This is a genomic window from Clostridioides sp. ES-W-0016-02 (assembly GCF_020641035.1).
In the GTDB taxonomy this organism is placed as follows: domain Bacteria; phylum Bacillota; class Clostridia; order Peptostreptococcales; family Peptostreptococcaceae; genus Clostridioides.
Map to the genome: position 1 here is coordinate 1,689,273 of NZ_CP061361.1, position 21,268 is coordinate 1,710,540.

17 protein-coding genes are annotated in these 21,268 nt (G+C 34.6%); 16 read left to right on the forward strand and 1 reads right to left on the reverse strand.

Translation table 11 applies throughout. From position 1 onward, the window contains the following. Positions 1–154 precede the first annotated feature (154 nt). From IC758_RS08170 to mobT, 10 genes are all read left to right on the forward strand, one after another. The gene (locus tag IC758_RS08170; protein WP_227433060.1) at positions 155–949 is read left to right on the forward strand and encodes an ABC transporter ATP-binding protein; all 795 of its coding nucleotides are present in this window, start codon (positions 155–157) and stop codon (positions 947–949) included. Next, the gene (locus tag IC758_RS08175; RefSeq protein WP_227823785.1) at positions 950–3,022 is read left to right on the forward strand and encodes an ABC transporter permease subunit/CPBP intramembrane protease; all 2,073 of its coding nucleotides are present in this window, start codon (positions 950–952) and stop codon (positions 3,020–3,022) included. Between the two features lie 691 nt (positions 3,023–3,713). Continuing rightward, the gene (locus IC758_RS08180; RefSeq protein WP_227831096.1) at positions 3,714–5,258 is read left to right on the forward strand and encodes a putative bifunctional diguanylate cyclase/phosphodiesterase; all 1,545 of its coding nucleotides are present in this window, start codon (positions 3,714–3,716) and stop codon (positions 5,256–5,258) included. Between the two features lie 369 nt (positions 5,259–5,627). Continuing rightward, entirely contained in the window at positions 5,628–9,044 is a 3,417-nt protein-coding gene (locus tag IC758_RS08185) for a VaFE repeat-containing surface-anchored protein (protein WP_227860875.1), read from the forward strand. A 228-nt stretch (positions 9,045–9,272) separates the two neighbouring features. Further along, positions 9,273–9,599, forward strand: coding sequence for a YdcP family protein (locus tag IC758_RS08190; RefSeq protein WP_227433065.1), 327 nt, complete (start codon positions 9,273–9,275; stop codon positions 9,597–9,599). Positions 9,600–9,615: 16 nt separating this feature from the next. Next, positions 9,616–10,002, forward strand: coding sequence for a YdcP family protein (locus IC758_RS08195; protein WP_227845190.1), 387 nt, complete (start codon positions 9,616–9,618; stop codon positions 10,000–10,002). A 173-nt stretch (positions 10,003–10,175) separates the two neighbouring features. Then, the gene (locus IC758_RS08200) at positions 10,176–10,499 is read left to right on the forward strand and encodes a helix-turn-helix domain-containing protein (protein WP_413927705.1); all 324 of its coding nucleotides are present in this window, start codon (positions 10,176–10,178) and stop codon (positions 10,497–10,499) included. Positions 10,500–10,543: 44 nt separating this feature from the next. Next, entirely contained in the window at positions 10,544–11,935 is a 1,392-nt protein-coding gene (locus tag IC758_RS08205; RefSeq protein ID WP_227433069.1) for an FtsK/SpoIIIE domain-containing protein, read from the forward strand. Then, positions 11,932–12,342, forward strand: a complete 411-nt coding sequence (locus IC758_RS08210) for a hypothetical protein (protein WP_227433071.1) — start codon at positions 11,932–11,934, stop codon at positions 12,340–12,342. Before IC758_RS08205 ends, IC758_RS08210 begins: the two co-directional genes overlap by 4 nt. A 234-nt stretch (positions 12,343–12,576) precedes the next feature. Next, positions 12,577–13,809, forward strand: coding sequence for a MobT family relaxase (gene mobT / locus IC758_RS08215; RefSeq protein WP_255619266.1), 1,233 nt, complete (start codon positions 12,577–12,579; stop codon positions 13,807–13,809). A 77-nt stretch (positions 13,810–13,886) separates the two neighbouring features. On the opposite strand, the gene IC758_RS08220 is transcribed toward mobT, so the two are convergent. Beyond that, positions 13,887–15,164 (reverse strand): IS110 family transposase, encoded by a 1,278-nt coding sequence (locus tag IC758_RS08220; RefSeq protein ID WP_227433072.1) that lies wholly within the window; start codon positions 15,162–15,164, stop codon positions 13,887–13,889. A gap of 493 nt (positions 15,165–15,657) precedes the next feature. Between IC758_RS08220 and IC758_RS08225 the strand changes: the two genes are divergently transcribed. The 6 genes from IC758_RS08225 to IC758_RS08250 all read left to right on the forward strand — a co-directional run bounded on the left by IC758_RS08225 (position 15,658) and on the right by IC758_RS08250 (position 21,266). Continuing rightward, positions 15,658–16,026: a GntR family transcriptional regulator gene (locus IC758_RS08225; RefSeq protein ID WP_227433073.1), complete on the forward strand. Its 369-nt coding sequence runs from the start codon at positions 15,658–15,660 to the stop codon at positions 16,024–16,026. 1 nt (position 16,027) lies between these two features. Next, positions 16,028–16,753: an ABC transporter ATP-binding protein gene (locus tag IC758_RS08230; protein WP_227433074.1), complete on the forward strand. Its 726-nt coding sequence runs from the start codon at positions 16,028–16,030 to the stop codon at positions 16,751–16,753. Next, positions 16,747–17,511: an ABC transporter permease gene (locus IC758_RS08235; RefSeq protein ID WP_227433076.1), complete on the forward strand. Its 765-nt coding sequence runs from the start codon at positions 16,747–16,749 to the stop codon at positions 17,509–17,511. Before IC758_RS08230 ends, IC758_RS08235 begins: the two co-directional genes overlap by 7 nt. Positions 17,512–17,765: 254 nt before the next feature. Beyond that, the gene (locus IC758_RS08240) at positions 17,766–19,016 is read left to right on the forward strand and encodes an MFS transporter (RefSeq protein ID WP_227482403.1); all 1,251 of its coding nucleotides are present in this window, start codon (positions 17,766–17,768) and stop codon (positions 19,014–19,016) included. Between the two features lie 184 nt (positions 19,017–19,200). Next, the gene (locus IC758_RS08245) at positions 19,201–20,085 is read left to right on the forward strand and encodes a mechanosensitive ion channel family protein (protein ID WP_227433080.1); all 885 of its coding nucleotides are present in this window, start codon (positions 19,201–19,203) and stop codon (positions 20,083–20,085) included. 563 nt (positions 20,086–20,648) lie between these two features. Continuing rightward, complete coding sequence (locus tag IC758_RS08250; RefSeq protein ID WP_227433082.1) at positions 20,649–21,266, forward strand: PepSY domain-containing protein; 618 nt, start codon at positions 20,649–20,651, stop codon at positions 21,264–21,266. Positions 21,267–21,268: the final 2 nt, after the last annotated feature.

Below are 21,268 nucleotides of genomic sequence, written 5' to 3' on the forward strand. Positions count from 1 at the left end.
TATATTATAAAAGAATAAAAAGTAATAATTTGTCATGTAAATATATGTGTTTTTATAAATAATATATTTTAAAATAAAAAACAGTATATAAAAAAGGTTTATATGTTATATTTATATAAATATATCTATAAATAAGAAAGGAGCAAGTTGGTAAATGATAGAGGTAGATAAATTATGTAAATCTTTTACAAGGGTTGTAAAAGATGATAAAAGTAAAAGTTCGATAAAAAAATTAAAGAAGATTAAAACTAAAAAAGAAGACTTTCTTGCTGTAAATAATGTTTCTTTTAGTGTTGAAGAAGGTGAGATAGTTGGAATATTAGGACCCAATGGTGCTGGAAAAACAACATTACTTAGAATGTTAGGAGGAATATTAACACCAACATCAGGAAATATAAGTGTTTCTGGATATGATTATTCAATAGATAGAAATTCAGCAAAAAAAGAAATAGGATATCTATCTGGAAATACAAAGCTGTATGGGAGACTTTCTCCTAGAGAACTTTTAACAACTTTTGGAAGTTTATATGAAATGACAAAAGAAGAAATAGAAGAATCAATTAAAAATGTTGTAAAAGTAATGGATATGAATGAGTTTATAGACAACAGAATTGAAAATCTATCAACTGGTCAGACGCAGCGAACATCTATAGCTCGTTGCTTAATACATTCCCCAAAAGTATATATTTTTGATGAGCCGACATTAGGTCTTGATGTTTTGAGTAGTGCATCTATAATAGACTTTATGAAAAATGAAAAGTTAATAGGAAAAACTGTACTTTATTCAACTCATTATATGGAAGAAGCAGAAATTTTATGTGATAAGATTTTAATGATTCATAATGGAAAAATAATTGCATCAGGGACTCCAGAAAGTTTAAAAGAAGAATCAGGAGTAAATAACTTGAGAGATGTGTTTATAAATCTTGCTAGAATGGAGGAGGTTTAGATGAGAAGTAAAATTGTAAAATACATATTCAAAAAAGAAATGTTAGACATACTAAGAGACAAAAAGACTTTATTTATGATGATTGTTATACCACTTCTTTTATATCCTTTGCTTATGTTGTTGATGATTCAGGTAATGAATATGTCCGCAAATAGTATGAATAGTAAAGATATTAATATAGCTTTTGATAGTACACCCAATAAAGTGCTTGTATCAATGATTGAAAAGGAGAATAATTTAGAGGGAGACACTGGGAACAATAAAGATACTACAAATGATAAAGGCAAGATAAAAATATTAAGTGTTGATAATTATAAGAAGTCTTTAGAAGAAAATAAAATTGATGCCTACATAAAAATAGAAGAAAAGCAATCAGCTACAAGTTATAAAATATATATGAATTCATCTCAGGAAAATTCTTCTAATTCTGTAAAAAGAATTGAAACTGTTTTAGATAAATACAAGAGACTTACTGTAGAAAATACTTTAGCTGAAAAAGGATTAGATGCACAGAGTACATTAGAACCTATAACATACAGTACTATAGATGTTGCAAAAACAGAAGAAGTAGCAGGTTACTTTTTAGGTCAGATATTACCATTTATATTAATAATAGGAGTTTTGCTTGGTTCAATATATCCAGCAATAGATGTTATGGCTGGAGAAAAGGAAAGAGGTACACTAGAAACTTTATTTACACTCCCAATATCGAATTTAGAATTAGTAATGGGAAAATATATGGCTGTTTCCCTTAGTGCAATAGTAACAGCAATTTTAAATATTTTATCTATGGGATTAACGATGGCATTTATTTTAGTTAGTGGTGGTCTTAGTAGCCAGTTTGGTTTTGGAAATTTTAATTATGGAGATTTAGTTTTACCAGTTATTACTACTTTAATATGTGTATGTCTGTTTTCAATGGTAGTTGCAGCAATAAGTATGTGTGTATGTTCACTAGCAAAAAGTTTTAAAGATGCTCAAAACTATATAACTCCTCTTATGTTGGTTATTATGATACCATCTTATGTTTCTATGATACCCAATATAGTATTGGATAGAGTAACAGCTGTAATACCTGTGGTAAATATATCATTACTTATAAAAAGTGTATTGTCTTTTAAAAGTGATTTAAATCTGATAGCACTAGTTTTAACATCAAATATAGCTTTTGTAATATTGGCAATTATACTTCTGTCTAAAATGTTTAATTCTGAAGAAATACTTTTTGGAAATAGTAAGAGTTTTTCTTTCTTGGAGAAAAGATGCAATATAAAAAAAGGGTCTATACCAACTGTGAGTGATGGTATTATTTTGTATGCAGTAGGATTAGTTCTTTTAATTTATGTTGGTTCTTTGGTTCAAATTAAATTTGGAACAGCAGGTATTGTAATGACACAAGTTATGATAATTGCTTTACCACTAATATTTGCATATTATATCAAAGCTGATTTTAGAGAAGTATTTAGTATAAAGATTCCAACATTAAAACATCTCTTAGGAGGCGTTGTTCTTTGGGTTGGAGGATACATAATTATTATGATTATAACTCAGTTAATTTTATTTTTATTTCCTCAAAATATGGAAGTGGCTGAGAGTTTAAATAAATCTCTTTTTATGAAGGATAAATTTTTATTGAATTTATTGATAATAGGATTATTGCCAGCTATATGTGAAGAAATATTTTTTAGAGGTTTTATATTTTCTGCATTTAGTAAATCCAAAAATGGAGTTAAGTCTGTAAAGTTAGCAATAATATGTAGTGGAGTATTGTTTGGTATTATGCATATGGATTTTATAAGAATAATTCCAACATCAATATTAGGAATCATATTTGCATACAGTGTATATAAGTCTGGCTCTATATTTGTATCAATGTTATTACATTTCTTAAATAATAGTGTAGCGGTTATAGTAAGCCATTATGCAACAGGAAATATAGCTAACTTATATAAGTTTATTGAGGTTGATTTTTCAAATTTAAATATATTTAAATTTGCTTTAGTTCTTGTAATAAGCTTTATATTAGTTATATTAGGAATGAGACTTTTATACAGAAAAGATTTAAAAAATTAAATATAAATTTCTTAAATATATTGAGATAATAAATAACACTAAAATATATAAGTATTGCTTTATTTATATATACTTTAGTGTTATTTTATGTATTTATTCATTATATAAACTCTTTATAAATTCATTTATATAATATTTTAATTATATAAATGAATTTATAAAGAGTTTATATCTAAAAAATGACTTTAAAAAATTAGGTAAAAATGGCATATTAAAAAATTTATATTAAATATTATTCAATTTAGTTAATTATAAAAATTAAGTGTTGATTTGTCGAAATGAATAGAAGAAGAAAAACATAATGAAATTTTAAAGGTGAATGTATTGGAAATACTGTGTTTTAATAAAAAGTAGTCATTTCTTGTAAAATGGATAGTTTTTATTAAAAATTAATATAATTATAATATAAAAATAAAATTTTTCAGAAAATTCATAGAAAGATATAGGCTTTTCATCAATAATTATATGCCAAAATAATCCAATTTATTTTCTATTATACCGATATGAAATGTATAAATCAATAGGAAAGACAACTAATATAACATATTCTATATATATAGTATAGCAAAATTTTACAAATTTTAAAATAAATATAAACTATCCATTTTACAAGAAATGGAAACTTTTGGAATGTGTTTGTTTGCTAGTGATTTATAATCAAATAGAGGTGCTTTAATGGGAGGAAATTTTTATGAGGAAATTACAAAAAAAATTAATGGTTTTTTTATTTATTTGTATAATTTTACAAGTTAAATATACAACACCAGTCTATTCTTTACATAAGCTTTATAAAAATAACTCCATAAATAACCTTGAATTCAGCTTATTTAATAAACAATTTATTAGCTACTATGCATTGCAGATAATATTTATTATGACGATAATATGTCTAGTACTTATTTTTTATATAATATATGATAAATTAAGTTTAAGAGTTAAATTGCAAAAGATAGTATATACAGATGGTCTTACAGGAGCAAGTACTATGGATAAATTTGTAATTGATGCTAAAAAAATATTAAGCAAAAACACTCAAGAGAAATATGCGTTATTATATATAGATATTGATAAATTTAAGTATATAAATGATTTGTTTGGATATGAAGTGGGAAATAAAATTTTATGTAGTTTAACAAATATTATTAAACATAATATATTTGAAGAAGAAATATTTGCAAGGATATCTGCTGATAATTTCACAATAATCATGAAATATAGAGAAGAAGAAGATATAATAAATAGATTAGAATCTATATTTAAAGAATTGGATTTATTTAATAATAATCAGGAAGAAAAATATAAATTAGTTTTAAGTTGTGGAATATACTTTATACTTCCAGAAGATAAAGATATCAACCCAATAATAGATAGAGCTAATATACCTCATAAAATGGCAAAGGGAGGACATAAAAGTTCATATGCATTTTATGACAACAAGATTCATGATCAAGAAATAAAAGAAAAAGAGATGGAAAATACAATGTTCTCAAGCTTAGAAAATAAAGAGTTCATAGTATACTTGCAACCTAAAATAGAACTAAATACAGGAGAAATACAAGGTTCGGAAGCACTTGTACGATGGAAAAGTCGTGATAAGGGATTAATTCCTCCAAATGAGTTTATACCATTTTTTGAGAAAAATGGTTTTATAATAAATTTAGATTTATATGTACTAGAAGAAGTTTGTATACAACTTAGAAAATGGATTGACACAGGTATAAACCCATTAACTATTTCAGTTAATGTATCAAGAATACATTTATATTGTAATAATTTTATAGAAACCTATAAAAATATAATTGACAAGTACAATATACCTGCAAAATATATAGAACTTGAATTAACTGAGAGTATTATATTTGATAATTTTGATATTTTAATTGATATAATGAATAGTTTAAAAGAGATAGGTTTTTTAATATCTATGGATGATTTTGGTTCAGGGTATTCATCATTAAATATGTTAAAAGAAATTCCTATGGATATTTTAAAACTTGACCAAAAATTTATCATGGAAACATATAATAGTAAGAGAAGTAAAATAATTGTTACTAAAGTTGTAGAGATGGCAAAGGAATTGGGGATGAAAGTAATATCTGAAGGTGTAGAGACAGAAGCACAGTTTAAACTATTGAAGGAAGTCAAATGTGATATGGCACAAGGATATCTATTTGGAAAACCAATGCCAATTGAAGAATTTGAAAAATTGATTGCATACACTTCAGCAAAAGAATAATCAGTTTACTTTATAAAAAATGAATAAGTTATATTAAAAATGAACTCTAAGCTAGTGTTCATTTTTTTATGTGGATTTTTATATAAAAAACAAACTAAAAAACTGATTATCCGCTAAAACACTGTATCTATCAGCACTTTCAAGGGATAAAAACAATCAATTTACTACTAATTTACTACGATTGAATGAGCCTTGATACGTTAAATATCCCAGATATGCAAAGATAAGGTATAGCACATCAGTATTGAAACAATAAAAATTGAATATCTCATAGACTATAGAACGCCAGAAAAAGATGTTCCTTTTCTATTTCCAGCCGTTCAGAAATGGACGGCTATTTTATTACCCAAACGAAAGGAGAAATGAAAAATGAAAGGATTTATCAAGCGACTATGCACAGGCTTTCTTGCCCTTGCGACTATCGCTACTTCACTTCCGACTGCCGTTCATGCTTCTGAAAAGCAATACTGGACAGAAAGTACAGAGCGTGTTGGTATTGTTGAAAAAGTAATGAATGACGGTTCGATTGGCTCTACCTTTAATGAGGGGCATTTGACCGTTGAGGGCGAGGACGCTTACTGTATCGACATCAATACAGATTTTCAAAATGGCTATAAGACCAGAGTTGACGCAAGTACCCGTATGAGTGCCGACCAGATAAGCGACATTGCCTTATCTATCGAGTATGTGAAACAGTACACGGATAGCCACAGAGGAATAAGTAAAAATTATGCTTATCTTTTAAGACAGCTTGTTGTCTGGCAGAGATTGAGCGTCCACTTGGGCTGGAAGTGCGACAACGTGCGAGCTTCCTATGATGAAATCCCGAAAGCGACACAGGACGAAGTGTTCAAGGGTGCAAAAGCCTTTGTCAAGGAAAACAAGGGACGCTATGACTGTGGCGGATATATCTACTCTGGCAAGGGACAGGAGCTTGGACAGTTCTGGGCGAAACTTGCCGTTGGTAACGCCACATTGAAAAAGGCTTCCGATAATTCGTCTATCACGGACGGCAACGGGATTTACTCAATCGCTGGTGCTACCTACGGCGTATATGCCGACAAGGAATGTAAAAATCAGCTTGCAACCTTGACTACTGATGAAAACGGAAATACTGAAACCGTGGAAGTAAGAGCTGGAACGCTGTATGTCAAAGAGTTGTCTGCTCCTGCTGGATATAAGGTGGATAAGAACGTCTATTCCTTAAAGGTGGAAGCTGGCAAGACAGCGACCTTGAACGTATCTGATACGCCAAAGGCAACAGACACTCTGATTGAATTGTTTAAAATCGACATGGAAACACAGAAGCACAATGCACAGGGCGACGCTTCCCTAGAGGGTGCGGAGTTCACATGGAAGTATTATGACGGCTTCTATACAAAGGACAATCTTCCTGCCGAAGCTACCCGTACATGGGTTACAAAGACAATCGCTGAAACAGACAGCGAGGGGGCAGTCCACTACATTACCCGTTTAGCTGACAAATATAAGGTATCTGGCGACAGCTTCTATACACAGGCTGGAAAGAACGTGCTTCCTCTAGGTACGCTGACCGTGGAAGAAACGAAAGCACCAGACGGATATTTGCTGGACGGTGCATATATGCAGACTGACGGTAGCGAGGAACAGATTAAGGGATTGTATGTTACACAGATTGTCGAGGACGGCGACCTTGCTATCCTTTCTGGAAGCAACCAGTACAAGGTATCTGACAAGGTTATCCGTGGCGGTGTGAAAATCCAGAAAAGAGATTTGGAAACTGGCGACACCAGCGGACAAGGAAGTGCGACCTTGAAAGACGCTGAATTTTCTATCACTTCTCTTAATGACAGTCCTGTACTGGTAGAGGGAAAGCTCTACAAAAAAAATGAAGTGGTAAAGAAAATCCGTACCGACATTGACGGTATCGCTTCTACTTCCGCTGACCTCTTGCCTTACGGAAATTTCCGTATCGTTGAGAGTAAAGCACCAGACGGTTACTTGACAGACGGTGCGAAGCCGATTGATTTCTCTATCACGAAAAATGGAAAAATCGTTGACCTTACGGGAAAAGATACCTCAATCTACAATCAAGTGAAACGTGGGGATATTGAGGGCGTGAAGATTGGAGCTGGCACACACCAGCGTCTTGCTGATGTTCCGTTCAGGATCACAAGCAAGACGACGGGAGAAAGCCATGTTATCGTAACCGACAATAACGGGAAGTTTTCCACTTCCTCTGAATGGGCTTCCCACAAGCACAATACCAATGCAGGACAGACCAGCGAGGACGGTATCTGGTTTGGAACGAGCGAGCCAGACGACAGCAAAGGTGCATTGCTGTATGATATCTACATCATTGAGGAATTACGCTGTGAAAGCAATAAGGGCTTCCAGCTCATTCCACCTTTTGAAATCATCGTATCAAGAAACAACCTTGTGATTGATTTAGGTACATTGACCGACGATTACGAGGAAGAAATCTCTATCCATACCACAGCAACCAGCAAGGACGGCGAGAAGTCTGTCGTAGCTGGAAAAGAGGTAACAATCATTGACACCGTAAAGCTGGACGGTTTGAAGAAAGGCACAAAGTATCAGCTAAAAGGCTGGCAGATGATAAAAGATGAAAATGCCGAACTTATCATCAATGGAAAGCGTGTGGAGAACAGCTATACCTTTACGGCTGATGATAAAGACATGAAGATTGAAATGGAATATACATTTAATGCTTCTGCACTTGGTGGTAAAGACCTTGTAACCTTTGAGGAACTCTACGACCTTACCGACAAGGACGAGCCTGTAAAGGTAGCGGAACACAAGGACATTGAGGACGACGGGCAGACCGTTTCCATTAAGGAGCGTATCATCAATATCCATACCAAAGCCACAGACCCAGAGGGCGAAAAGTCTATCGTTGCTGGAAACAAGGTAACAGTCATTGATACCGTGGAGCTGGACAACTTGGAAATCGGCACAGAGTATCAGCTTACAGGTTGGCAGATGTTAAAAGAGGAAAATGCCGAGCTTCTTATCGACGGAAAACGTGTAGAGAACAGCTATACCTTTACTGCCGACAATGAGGACATGGAGATTGAAATGGAATACACATTCAATGCTTCTGCTCTTGGCGGTAAGAACCTAGTAACCTTTGAAGAACTCTATGACATGACCGATAAGGACAATCCGAAAAAGGTTGCCGAACATAAGGACATCAGCGACGAGGGACAGACCGTTCTTATTACAGAGTGTGTCATCAAAATCCATACCACAGCTACGGACAAGGACGGCAAGAAAGAGATTGAGCCAGACAAGGAAGTAACAATCATTGATACCGTAACGCTGGACGGATTGGAAGTCGGCGTGAAATATCAGCTTGTGGGCTGGCAGATGATTAAGGACGAAAACGCCGAGCTTATCATCAATGGAAAGCGTGTAGAGAATGACTACACCTTTACAGCAGACAGCGAACACATGGAAGTGCAGATTGCCTTTACCTTTGACGCTTCCGAGCTGGCAGGAAAAGAGCTGGTAACGTATGAGGAATTATACGATTTGAGCAATCCAGACGAACCGAAAAAGGTAACGGAACATAAGGATATTGACGACAAGGGACAAACCGTAACCGTCAATGAAAAGCCAGAAGTTCCAGAAGAACCTACGCCAGAAACACCGCAGACACCGAGCGACAGCCCGAAAACTGGCGACAGAACAAATGTGGGATTGTTCATGGGCTTATTTGCCCTATCTGGTGCTGGACTTGCTGGAACATATTTCTGTAAACGCCGTAAAACAAAGAAATCATAAGGCGGTAACGGTATGAGAAAGCACAAAGCACGTTCTCCGCCGAAGCTGGCGAAAGGCAGACTTCCCCTTATTCTGGCTTGTCTGCCCGATTACCTGTAAGCCCCCAGGCGGTCAAGGGTGCGTGAGCATTTACCTGCCCTTTACCGTCTGGGGGCTTGCTGGTATAAATCAAACCGCCAGAATAAAGAAACTATCAGTCAAATTAAGAAAGAAACGAGGTAAAAATATATGGAATTAAAATATGTCGTGCCGAACATGGAAAAAACATTCGGCAATCTGGAATTTGCAGGAGAACACAAAGTAGAACAACAGCGAGTGAACAACCGCTTAAATGTTTTGACAAGAAGCTATAACCTGTACTCTGATGTGCAAAGGGCTGATGATATTATCGTGGTGCTTCCTGCTAAAGCTGGGGAGAAAAACTTTGAACCAGAACAGAAAGTAAAACTTATCAATCCACGCATTACCACAAGTGGATATAACATTGACGGACGAGGATTTACAGACTATATCCTGCTGGCTGATGATATGTTGCCAGCAGAGGAAAAAAGATAAGGGGGGCAAATAGATTATGAGATTAGCAAACGGTATTGTAGTAGACAAGGAAAAGACATTCGGAATGTTGAAATTTTCCGCTTTAAGACGTGAGGTGCATTTACAGAATGAGGACGGCTCTGTATCGCCAGAAATCAAGGAAAGGACTTATGATTTGAAAAGCCGTACACAGGGACGCATGATACAGGTGTCCGTCCCTGCTAGTGTTCCGTTAAAGGAATTTGACTACAACGCAGAGGTAGAGCTTGTCAATCCTGTTGTAGATACGGTAGCAAATGCCAACTATCGAGGTGCAGACGTGGACTGGTATATCAAGGCTGATGATATTATCTTGAAGAATAAAGGAAACCAGCCAGCAGGAAATCCGCAGAACCATAGCCCACAGGGACAGCAGAAGAAATAATCTTGTGACATAGATTTTCATTGTAGCCGTTATATTGTATTGATATAATATGGGTATGAAGTAAGTGATAGAAAAGAATTTGGTGCAATAATAACAGATGTTAATCTGCGTTGCTTGTGGCAACGGCTGTTTTGATATTTAATAGTTGTATCAAAACAAAGGAGGCATAGGTTATGTTAAACGAAAATATTAGAAATCTACGAAAGGCAAAAGGACTTTCACAAGAAGAATTGGCTATTAAGCTAAATGTAGTAAGGCAAACAGTATCTAAATGGGAAAAAGGGTTATCTGTTCCCGACTCAAGTATGCTTGTTTCGTTGGCAGAAGAACTTGATACATCTGTAAGTACCTTGCTAGGAGAAACCGTACAAGAAGAATGTTTAGACGAGGGAGATTTAAAGAATATTTCTGAAAAACTTGAAGTTATCAATCTTCAATTTGCTAAAAGAAACGAAAGAAAAACGATAATTTCATATCTCTACACACAAAGCAGTTAGTCTTAGGATTGACTGCTTTTTCTATAACCCAGAAAGGAGTTTTTATGTCATTACTTAAATACAAGGGAAAGCGTATCAGAGCTTCTGACAGATACCTTGTGTATCGTTTCTGTGCTGGTACGCTCCTGTCCCTGTTCATAGCTGTATTACTGCTACTGAACATGGGACAGCTCATGCGTACCGACTGGAAACATTTTAGCTTGTTAGATAATGGGCTGACGCTTTCCCCATACAATTTCATAACGATTTTGATAGCGACTGGTGTTTGTGCATTGGTCGCTTTTCTGTTCTACCGCTACTGCTATGACAGCTTCAAAAGGCTGTTGCACCGTCAAAAGCTGGCTCGAATGATACTGGAAAACAGGTGGTATGAAGCAGATACCGTACAGAACAGCGGTTTTTTCACTGACCTGTCCTCTGGCAGATCAAGGGAAAAAATCGTCTGGTTTCCCAAAATGTACTATCAAATGGAAAAGGGACTGCTTCATATCCGCTGTGAAATTACTCTGGGGAAATATCAAGACCAGCTACTACGGCTAGAGGACAAACTGGAAAGCGGACTGTACTGTGAGCTGACCGACAAGACGCTCCATGACGGCTATATCGAGTACACCCTTTTGTATGACATGATAGCAAACCGCATTTCCATTGACGAGGTAAAGGCAGAACATGGAAGCCTGCGACTGATGAAAAATCTTGTCTGGGAATATGACAAGCTCCCTCATGCCCTTATCGCTGGTGGAACTGGTGGCGGTAAGACCTATTTCCTGCTGACTGTCATTGAAGCCCTGTTGCAGACCAACGCTCAGCTTTATATATTAGACCCGAAAAACGCTGACCTTGCGGACTTGGGAACAGTCCTGCCGAACGTCTACCATACAAAGGAAGATATGATAGCCTGTGTCAATGCTTTTTATGACGGCATGGTACGGCGAAGCGAGGAAATGAAACAGCACAAAAATTATAGGACAGGCGAAAACTACGCCTATTTAGGACTTCCACCCTGCTTCCTTGTCTTTGATGAATATGTGGCGTTCTTTGAAATGCTGGGAACAAAGGAAAGCATGAGCCTGTTAAGCCAGCTAAAGAAAATCATCATGCTGGGACGACAGGCAGGATATTTCCTTATCGTTGCCTGCCAGCGTCCAGACGCAAAGTATTTCAGCGACGGGATAAGGGACAACTTCAACTTCCGTGTGGGCTTGGGGCGTATAAGTGAGCTTGGATATGGTATGCTGTTCGGCTCGGACGTGAAGAAACAGTTTTTCCAGAAGCCTATCAAGGGACGTGGGTACTGTGATGTGGGAACGAGCGTCATTAGTGAATTTTATACGCCTTTAGTCCCGAAAGGACATGATTTTTTACAGACAATCGGCACGCTTGCCCTCAAACGAGGGGACGTGCCACAACAAGGAAAGGAGAACATAGAAGAATGAAAATAACTTACAGCTTGATAAGTGTACTGCACAATGATTTTGGAGAAAAGACAGTCTGCATAGGATTGAATTATCGTCAATTCCTGTCTGACTTGAATTTTACCGCTGATACTGGCTTTGATAAATGTGATGAATACCCAGCAGAAGTCTTTCACGAGACATTATCAAATTTCATGGAACAGTTTGGAGAGGATAAGCTGGAACTTCCTTTGCTGTTTTCTCTGGAACTCGACGAGGAAATGTCCATGCTTGGACTTCCGTTTCGTTATACGTTCCTTATGACAGACAGGGAGCATTTCAAGCAGTTATGCCGTCTGTATGAAGTGGATAAGGAAACCGAGGAAAAGTGCCTTTGTGATGATACCGACTGTATCGTGATTTATACGGGAATGAGCTTGCAGGAATAGCACCGAAACGGCAGGACGGGACGGCGACGTGCGAAGCGAAAGTCGTCGGCTCGGACGAGCCGTTGCTGGTGTGGCGTAAGCCACGCCAGCGATAAAGCCCCTCGGTATCTAACAGAGGGGCACAAATCAACAGGAAACAGTCAACAAAATAACGAAAAAGGTACAGGGTACAAGGGTTCTCGATACTTTTCGCTGAAAGTGATAACAGCTTAAAATTATCACACTTTTAAAAGATTGGGGGTATTTCTACTGAATGAAGCACAATGGATAACTGATTTTATAGAAAAACGCAACGCATACGGCGTATCGCAGAAACGGTTGGCTCTTATGGCTGGTATCAGCCGAGAACATCTGAACCGTATCGAAGCAGGAAAGGTCAATCTGACAAACGACATGAAGCTGAAACTTCTGGAAGCTCTGGAAAAATTCAATCCAGAAGCTCCCATGTTCCTGTTGTTCGACTATGTGCGTATCCGTTTTCCTACGCTTGATATACGGCACATCATCAAGGACGTGCTGAAACTGAACATCAATTATATGCTCCATGAGGATTTTGGATTTTACAGTTATACGGAGCATTACTTCTTAGGCGATATATTCGTCTTTACTTCCGCTGATGAGGAAAAAGGTGTCCTGCTGGAACTGAAAGGAAAAGGCTGTCGCCAGTTTGAAAGCTATCTGGTGGCACAGGAACGGAGCTGGTATGACTTCCTTATGGACGCATTGGTTGAGGGCGGTGTGATGAAACGACTTGACCTTGCGATAAATGACAGGGCTGGCATACTGGATATTCCAGAACTGACAGACAAGTGCAACCGTGAGGAATGTGTTTCCGTGTTCCGTTCCTTTAAGTCCTATGCTTCTGGCGAGCTGATTAAGAAACTGGAACAGGACAAGGCAGGCATGGGACATACGCTGTATATCGGCTCACTAAAAAGCGAGGTGTACTTCTGCTGTTATGAAAAGAACTACGAACAGTACGCAAAGCTGGGTATTCCCGTTTCGGAAGCACCTATAAAAAACCGCTTTGAAATCCGCTTAAAAAATGAGCGAGCTTATTATGCCGTAAGGGACTTGTTGACACACTATGACGCAGAAAGGACAGCATTTTCCATTATCAACCGCTATATTCGTTTTGTGGATATGGAAGAAGATAAACGGCGTGAGGATTGGAAGCTCAATGACCGCTGGGCGTGGTTTATCGGAAAAGGCAGAGAGCCTTTGAAGCTGACGACACAGCCAGAACCCTATACCCTTTCAAGGACGCTAAACTGGATAGCAAGACAGGTAGCACCTACCTTGAAAATGCTGAAAAAGATAGACGCAGGAAACAACACAGATTATCTGAAGAACATTGAACAGCACGCAAAGCTGACAGAAAAGCACGAACAGATAATCAAGCAACAGACGGCTTCTGTTATGGAGCTAATCGAAAAGCAATTTGGTGATATGTCAAGAAGAAAATGAAACAGATTTTCTGAGAAAAGGGTAACCTTAATAGACCTACGGCCGATTAGGAACGTAAGTTCGGTATGCGATATGGATTACCTACTCTTTTCCACAGAGTAGAGTTGACTTTTGTCCAGCAGTCCAAAAAGCATACGTATCAATTTACGGGAAGTCAACGCGAGTGCTCGTTTATGCTGATGGGTTCTCACCTCAGCGTATTTCTTGTCATAAAAGGCTTTATATTCCGGACAGTGCGCAATAACACTTCCAGCGGCTTCAACGATGTAGTAGCGCAGGTAGCGGTTACCGGCTTTGTTTAGCGGAGTGTCTTCTGCTTCAAAGGTGCCGGACTGGTTTTCTTTCCACACAATACCGGCATACTTGGCAAGGGCATCATTGTTCTTAAAGCATTTGATGGTGCCTATTTCAGCAAGAATACCGCTGGCATAGACTTTACCGATTCCGGGAACGGAATTGAGGATCTGATACTCAGTAGGGTTCAGCCCTTTTACCGTACGAAGGATCGCGTCATCGATGGCCTTGAGCTCTTTTTCAAAAGCATTGATGCAGTTAAAAGAGCATCCAATAGAAACGGTAAGCGGTTCGTACAGGCACTTATCAAGCCGGTAAGAATCCTGTGCAGCCTTTTGAAGCAGGTAAGTGGTCTGTTCCGGATCAGCGATGCGGCCCCGGCTTTTGGAAGTAATGAACGCAACCAGTTCATCCACAGAGGCATTTACAATGGCTTCCGTGGAAAAGTAATCTGTCAGGATTGCTTCTGCGGTGGCGCCGTATTTATTAGAGAAAGGATGCTCACCTTTGCCAAGCATGGCAAACTCACTGAATTTCAGGAAGATGTTGTTGAGCATATAGCTTTTTTCCCGGGCAATGCATTCCGTGATATGGAGCCGATGCCGGGTCAGTCTCTGAAGAGCCAGGTACTGTGCGCCACGCCAGGGCTGTATATGGATCCTGCCTACCCTTGCAAAGTCAGCAATGACGAAGGAGTCAATCCCATCGTTTTTGTCCAGGGAATTAAAGGATTCCTTATATTTGGCAACCTCCTTCGGATTCAGGCAGTAAACTTTCGTGGAGAAAGGAGCCAGCTTTTCACAGGTGGAAAGAAAGTTGGCAATGTGGACGCCATAGAACCCGGTGGATTCCAAACCGATGATGACGAAACGGAACTCGTGATGCTGATCTAAAACATCCGCGATCATTTGTTCCATCTGTTCAGCGCCATACTGGACATTAGGGACAGGAACCATCTTAATGAGGAATTCCTGTTCAAAGTTTAGAGCCGAGATTACGTTCGTGCGGGATCCAATATCGATCCCGACAAAAAGCGTTGACAGGTAATCGATTTTCTTCATGTGTAATCACCACCTTTCTGATAAGGGATGGGAATCTGAACCAAAGCTTATCCCGATCGGATGTACCGGCTGAAACCTCGCGTTATCAGCATTCGTCCAGTAGAAATACCCTGCTGGTGGCTAGAACTGGGGATGCAGCATTTGTGTAAGCAGTCATGGTACACCGTCTGGGCTGCAAGCTTTCTAAGCAATAGCGGATGCTTTGCAGGAGTGAAACAGCAGTGACCTTAGCTGAGATTCCACTGGGAATCATTATAGCATCGGGGAGCTCTGATATAAAGTAACAAGTAAACTGTATAGATGGGAAAAGGATGAACCAACACTCCTGGAGGAGAACCCTCCTGACATGACATCATAGAATTATCCTTAAATGAAAAAGCTTGTAGATATTCATAATTTTATTTAAAAATAGTTGACATATGAGCTGTATTATTATATTATTGTATTAGGTTATTAATACAATAATATAATAACACAATGAGGAGGCATGAATATGGAATGGGAACTTGATAATAACAAACCTATATATATACAATTAGTAGAACATCTAAAGTTAAAAATAGTTTCAGGGGAAATAAAAATAGGTTCTAAATTAGAAACAGTAAGAGCACTTGCTGAGGATGCTGAAGTTAATCCAAATACGATGCAAAAAGCTTTAACAGAACTGGAAAGACAAGGATTGGTTTATAGCCAAAGAACAAAAGGAAGATTTGTAACAGATGATAAGGAAAAAATAAAAGCTATGAAAGAGGAAATAGCCAATGTTGAAATAAATACATTAAAAGAGACTTTAGTAAAACTTGGATATGACGAAGATGAAATGTTAAAACTTATAACAGAAAATTTGAAAGGAGAATTATAAAATGGATAAAAATATAAATGATGTTTCTCAAAATGACATAGTTGAATTTAAAGGTGTAAATAAAAGCTATGGAACTAAAAAGGTTTTAAAGAATGTTGAGTTGAATATACCAAAAGGAAAAATAGTTGGCTTGTTAGGTCCTAATGGAAGTGGTAAAAGTACAATGATTAAATTGATGAATGGATTATTACAACCTGATGATGGTGAAATTATGATAAATGGAATGAAGCCATCTATAGAAACAAAAAAAATAGTATCATACCTACCAGAAAGAACTTATTTAAACGACTGGATGAAAGTATCAGATTTACTTAAATTTTTCTATGATTTTTATAGTGATTTTGATGTTAGAAGGGCAAATGAAATGATTAAGAGTTTAGATATTGATGTAGATGAAAAATTAAAAACAATGTCTAAAGGAACTAAAGAAAAAGTACAACTTATTCTGGTTATGTCAAGAAAAGCAAATATATATATTTTAGATGAGCCTATTGGAGGTGTTGACCCAGCTGCAAGGTCATATATACTTAAGACTATACTAAAAAACTATTATGAGGATAGTACTTTGCTGATTGCAACTCATTTAATAAGTGAGATAGAAAATATATGTGATGAAGTAATATTCATATCTAAAGGTGAGATAGTACTACAAGGAGATGTTGAATCAATAAGAGAGGAAAAAGGTAAATCTATAGATGCATTATTTAGGGAGGAATTCAAATGTTAGGAAAACTATTAAAATATGAGTTAAAGGCAAGTGGAAGAACGTTTATACCATTATATATAGCTATAATAGTAGTGGCTATATTAAATGGAATATTTATGAAGATTGATATATTCCAAATACAAGGAATAGGAATACTTGTACTTACAAGTCTTTTTATGGCACTGGGTGTTTTAACTATTGTAGTTACAATTCAAAGATTTAGAAAAAATCTTTTGGGAGATGAAGGCTATTTAATGTTTACTCTTCCTGTTAGTACTAGTTCACTTATATTATCCAAATGTATAACAGCACTTATATATGCGGTACTTAGTTTTATAGTTGCAGTAGGTACATTTGCAGTACTAATGTTTTTTAGTGCTTCTGGAATTGCATTTGCTGAGATTTTAGATTTTTTTAATAATGTTTTCAGATTGGGGTTTGAAAATTTTTTAGATATGTTCTTGCTATTATTAACAATGCTTATTTCATATACTTCATTTATTTTATTGCTATATACAGCAATTTCAATGGGGCAATTACCAAAGTTTAATAAACATAGAAATGTATCTGCATTTGTTTCTTTTATAATTATAAATATGATAATATCAACTGTTGGTAGTACAATTGAAAGATTTTTACCAGGAGAAAATACTAACATGATTTATCATTTATATCAAAGTTCTCATTTTATGTTTGCTATACTTGGTAGTATTATAATTTTAGTAATATTATTTATTGCTACAAAATATATACTAGATAGAAATTTAAATTTAGAATAGATATTTTTATAAAGAGCCATCTTTTAGAGTTACTTTAAAAGATGGCTCTTGTTTACTTTAAGAATTAATTAAGTATTATATAAACAGGAATAAATTCTTATATATGGTTAAATGTGTATGTGTATTGTATAATAGAAATGCATATTAAAAATTTTGATAAATAATTACAAAATTCTTATAAACACATACTGTAAATAGAAAGTCTACAAACAGAGTAATAAAAGTTAAAATTACATAGATTTGAGGGAGAAAATATGAAAAGTTATACAAAGACTAAATGGAGTGTTTGGGGCATAATTACATTTTCATTTATTTTAGTCTTATTTTTAAGGATGTCAACTGCTGTTGTCTCAGATAATTTAGCAAAAGAGTTAGGGTTTAATTCTATACAAATATCAAATATAGCATCATTTTGCCTTTACTCATATGCACTTATGCAAATACCAGCAGGTATATTAATTGATAAATATGGAGCAAGAAAGATTAGTAGTATTGGAATAATAACGGCTAGTATAGGTTCGATACTATTTGGATTAATACAAAATATAGAATTAGCATATCTTTCTCGTATAGTTGTAGGAGCAGGAACATCAGTAATATTACTCTGTATCTTAAAAATTCAAGGTAGATGGTTTGATAAATCGGAGTTTGCTTCTGCAACAGCTAAGTTCTCATTTGTTGGAAATGTGGGAGGAGTTCTTGCTACTTTTCCGCTAGTATTTTTGTCCGAATTTATTGGTTGGAGAAATTCATTTTTATTAATAGGTATAATAGGTATTTTAATTGGATGTTGTATGTATATTATTGTTAGAGATACACCAAGAGAATATGGATTTAATGTAAATGTTGATATTTATGAAGAATCAGAAAAAATTAGTATTATTGAAGGGATTAAGTCCGTTATAATTAATAAGTCAACATGGTATAATTCAATAATAATGTTTTCTTTTGTAGGTTTAACAAGTGCATTTACAAGTCTTTGGGGAGTAAGATACATAATGGATGTTTATGGAGTTAGTAAGAGTTTTTCTGCGTTTATAGTATCATTTTTTACATATGGATTTATATTTGGTTCAATAATCATGGATTTTGTGTTTGCAAAAATAAAGTCTAGCAAGTTTAACATAATAAAATATGGTGCAATGATAGACTTATTTATATGGATAATAATTGTAATTGTTTTTAAAGTAAAACCACCAATAATGTTTTTACCAGTAGCATTTTTTATAATGGGGTGTATAGTCATGTCACATCTACAAGTATTTAATGATGCTAAATATAAAAATAAAGAGATTTATTCTGGATTGGCAACTAGTGTTATTAATACCTTTGAATTTATAGGAAGTGGTATTATTAATTTAATCATAGCTATATCTTTACAAATAAATTTCTATAATACAGTTGATGGATATAAAAGAGGATTTATTGTATTTATAGTATTAAGTATTATAACTATAATAGCATCTCATATTGGTGTAAAAAATGATGATTTTAAAACTCAATAGCATTTTCATAGTGGCTTAGCATAAAGTTCTACAAATAATAGAAGGTTTGGATTTAGAAAAAAGAGCTAACTGGAATATAAATCTTGTTTACTATGATTAAATGATATTGTATCATATTAAATAGAAAAATAAGAACTTTAAACTATAATATTGGTTCTAAAATATAAAGTAAGGAGTTTTTTCTATGGATACAACAAAAATAGATGATATAAGTAAGTTAGATTTAAATAATCTAGATATTAATAAAATGGACATGGGTGGTTTGATGGAAAGCCTTTTGGAATGGGCAACTACAAGTGGAGTAAAACTTATAATAGGTTTACTCATACTTTCAATTGGATTTAAAATAATAAAAAAAATTGTAAACCATGTCATGACAGTTCTTGGCAAAAGAGATGTCGATTTAACTTTAAGAAGGTTTTTGAAATCTCTTCTTTTAAGTGTACTTAAAGTTGCTGTTATAATAGTTGTTCTTGAATACTGGGGGATGAGTTTATCTAGTTTTGCTGCTGTAATAGCTTCAGCAGGGGTAGCGATAGGTTTAGCGCTGCAAGGTAGTTTATCAAATTTTGCTGGAGGATTTATTATACTTTTGATTAGACCTTTTAAAGTAGGAGATTACATAGAAGCAGCAGGTCATGGAGGAACAGTTGAGCAAATAGGACTTTTTTATACTCAATTAGCTACTCCAGATAATAAGCAGATACTTATACCAAATGGCTCTGTATCAAATGATAGTCTGATAAATTATTCTGCAAAAAATACTAGAAGGGTTGATTTAGTTTTTAGTGTAGGATATGAAGATGATATATTACATGTTAGAAGAGTCTTAAAAGAAATTGTAAATAGACATAAATTAATAATAAATGAACCAGAACCATTTATAGGAGTAGTAGAACATGGAGATAATGCCATTAAATTTGCAATTAGGGCTTGGTGTAAGACAGAAGACTATTGGACAATTTACCTTGATTTATTAGAAGATGTTAAAATTAGATTTGATGAAGAAGGAATTACAATACCTTATCCTAAAATGGATTTAACAGTTAGGGAACTAAATAAAATTTAAGTTTTTAATTATATAAAAGGGATGCTATTTAAAGCATCTCTTTTAGTTGTTTTTATTTTATGTAGATTTTTTATTTTCATATTTAATTAATGATAATTTTTACTATTTTATAGATTTAAATTTTAAAATTCTGGTATAATAAATTATATTATATAGATTTTAAAAATATTTCATCTTTGAGCGATACACGTATAGTTAAATATTATTTTACGATAGACAGAAAATCATCTTATCTCAGTATTTTAAAATAATAAGAAGTTGTATAACTTTGGATATTTGTGTATCATCCAATTTCATCTCAGTTTATCTCAACATTTCTATTTTTAAGAATAACTATGATTTATAAACAGGTATTATATTAGAAATTTAAAAATTTGTACTCATATCTTATTATTTAGGTTAATTTTCATATAAGTAATATTAAAATAGATTTTTAGCTTTTGATTATAAAGCTTTGAAAATAATTAAAATAAAGTAAGGAAAATATGCAATATAAAAGGGTAAATGAAGGGTTTAAAGGGCATAATATAGAATAAATTAATTATTATTTAAGGAGGATTTTTATGTGTAAAAAATTATATTTATTAGTAGCAAGTATACTTATTGCAGGTTTATTAACTGCATGTAGTGGAAATTCAAATTCAGGACAAGCACCTCAAAATAGCAATACAAAAAAAGAAGCAAATGCTTCAAATAGTGATTTAAAAGATGGCAAAATTGATGAAAGTTTAATGGAACAAGACTTCAAAGTACCTTATACAGATGCAATAAATATGTTTAAAGACAAATATAAGGATGCTGATATAGTAGATTTAAGTCTTGAAAGCGATTTAAATAAATATGTTTATACTGTTGAAGGTGTAGATGATAATAATGAGTATAAGATGAAAATAGATGCTAATACAAAGGATGTATTGCAAGATAAAACTGAAAAATTGGATTCAGAAGATTTAAATGGTAAAGCTAGAAAAGAAAAATTAGATTTAAATGATATAATAACACCTCAAAAAGCTATGGAAATTGCATTGAAAGAACAAGATGGAATAGTAAAAGAATGGAGTTTAGATAAAGATTTAGATGTTACTTTTTATAAAATAAGAATAGATAAAGATAAAAATGAATATGACATAAAGGTAGATTCTAAAAAAGGAACTATACTGGAGGTAGAAAAAGAAGATTAAGA

Bases quoted from the DNA above. Each gene is read 5' to 3' on its own strand.
- IC758_RS08170 (WP_227433060.1), top strand. From the start codon at position 155: ATGATAGAGGTAGATAAATTATGTAAATCTTTTACAAGGGTTGTAAAA.
- IC758_RS08175 (WP_227823785.1), top strand. From the start codon at position 950: ATGAGAAGTAAAATTGTAAAATACATATTCAAAAAAGAAATGTTAGAC.
- IC758_RS08180 (WP_227831096.1), top strand. From the start codon at position 3,714: ATGAGGAAATTACAAAAAAAATTAATGGTTTTTTTATTTATTTGTATA.
- IC758_RS08185 (WP_227860875.1), top strand. From the start codon at position 5,628: ATGAAAGGATTTATCAAGCGACTATGCACAGGCTTTCTTGCCCTTGCG.
- IC758_RS08190 (WP_227433065.1), top strand. From the start codon at position 9,273: ATGGAATTAAAATATGTCGTGCCGAACATGGAAAAAACATTCGGCAAT.
- IC758_RS08195 (WP_227845190.1), top strand. From the start codon at position 9,616: ATGAGATTAGCAAACGGTATTGTAGTAGACAAGGAAAAGACATTCGGA.
- IC758_RS08200 (WP_413927705.1), top strand. From the start codon at position 10,176: ATGTTAAACGAAAATATTAGAAATCTACGAAAGGCAAAAGGACTTTCA.
- IC758_RS08205 (WP_227433069.1), top strand. From the start codon at position 10,544: ATGTCATTACTTAAATACAAGGGAAAGCGTATCAGAGCTTCTGACAGA.
- IC758_RS08210 (WP_227433071.1), top strand. From the start codon at position 11,932: ATGAAAATAACTTACAGCTTGATAAGTGTACTGCACAATGATTTTGGA.
- IC758_RS08220 (WP_227433072.1), bottom strand. From the start codon at position 15,164: ATGAAGAAAATCGATTACCTGTCAACGCTTTTTGTCGGGATCGATATT.
- IC758_RS08225 (WP_227433073.1), top strand. From the start codon at position 15,658: ATGGAATGGGAACTTGATAATAACAAACCTATATATATACAATTAGTA.
- IC758_RS08230 (WP_227433074.1), top strand. From the start codon at position 16,028: ATGGATAAAAATATAAATGATGTTTCTCAAAATGACATAGTTGAATTT.
- IC758_RS08235 (WP_227433076.1), top strand. From the start codon at position 16,747: ATGTTAGGAAAACTATTAAAATATGAGTTAAAGGCAAGTGGAAGAACG.
- IC758_RS08240 (WP_227482403.1), top strand. From the start codon at position 17,766: ATGAAAAGTTATACAAAGACTAAATGGAGTGTTTGGGGCATAATTACA.
- IC758_RS08245 (WP_227433080.1), top strand. From the start codon at position 19,201: ATGGATACAACAAAAATAGATGATATAAGTAAGTTAGATTTAAATAAT.
- IC758_RS08250 (WP_227433082.1), top strand. From the start codon at position 20,649: ATGTGTAAAAAATTATATTTATTAGTAGCAAGTATACTTATTGCAGGT.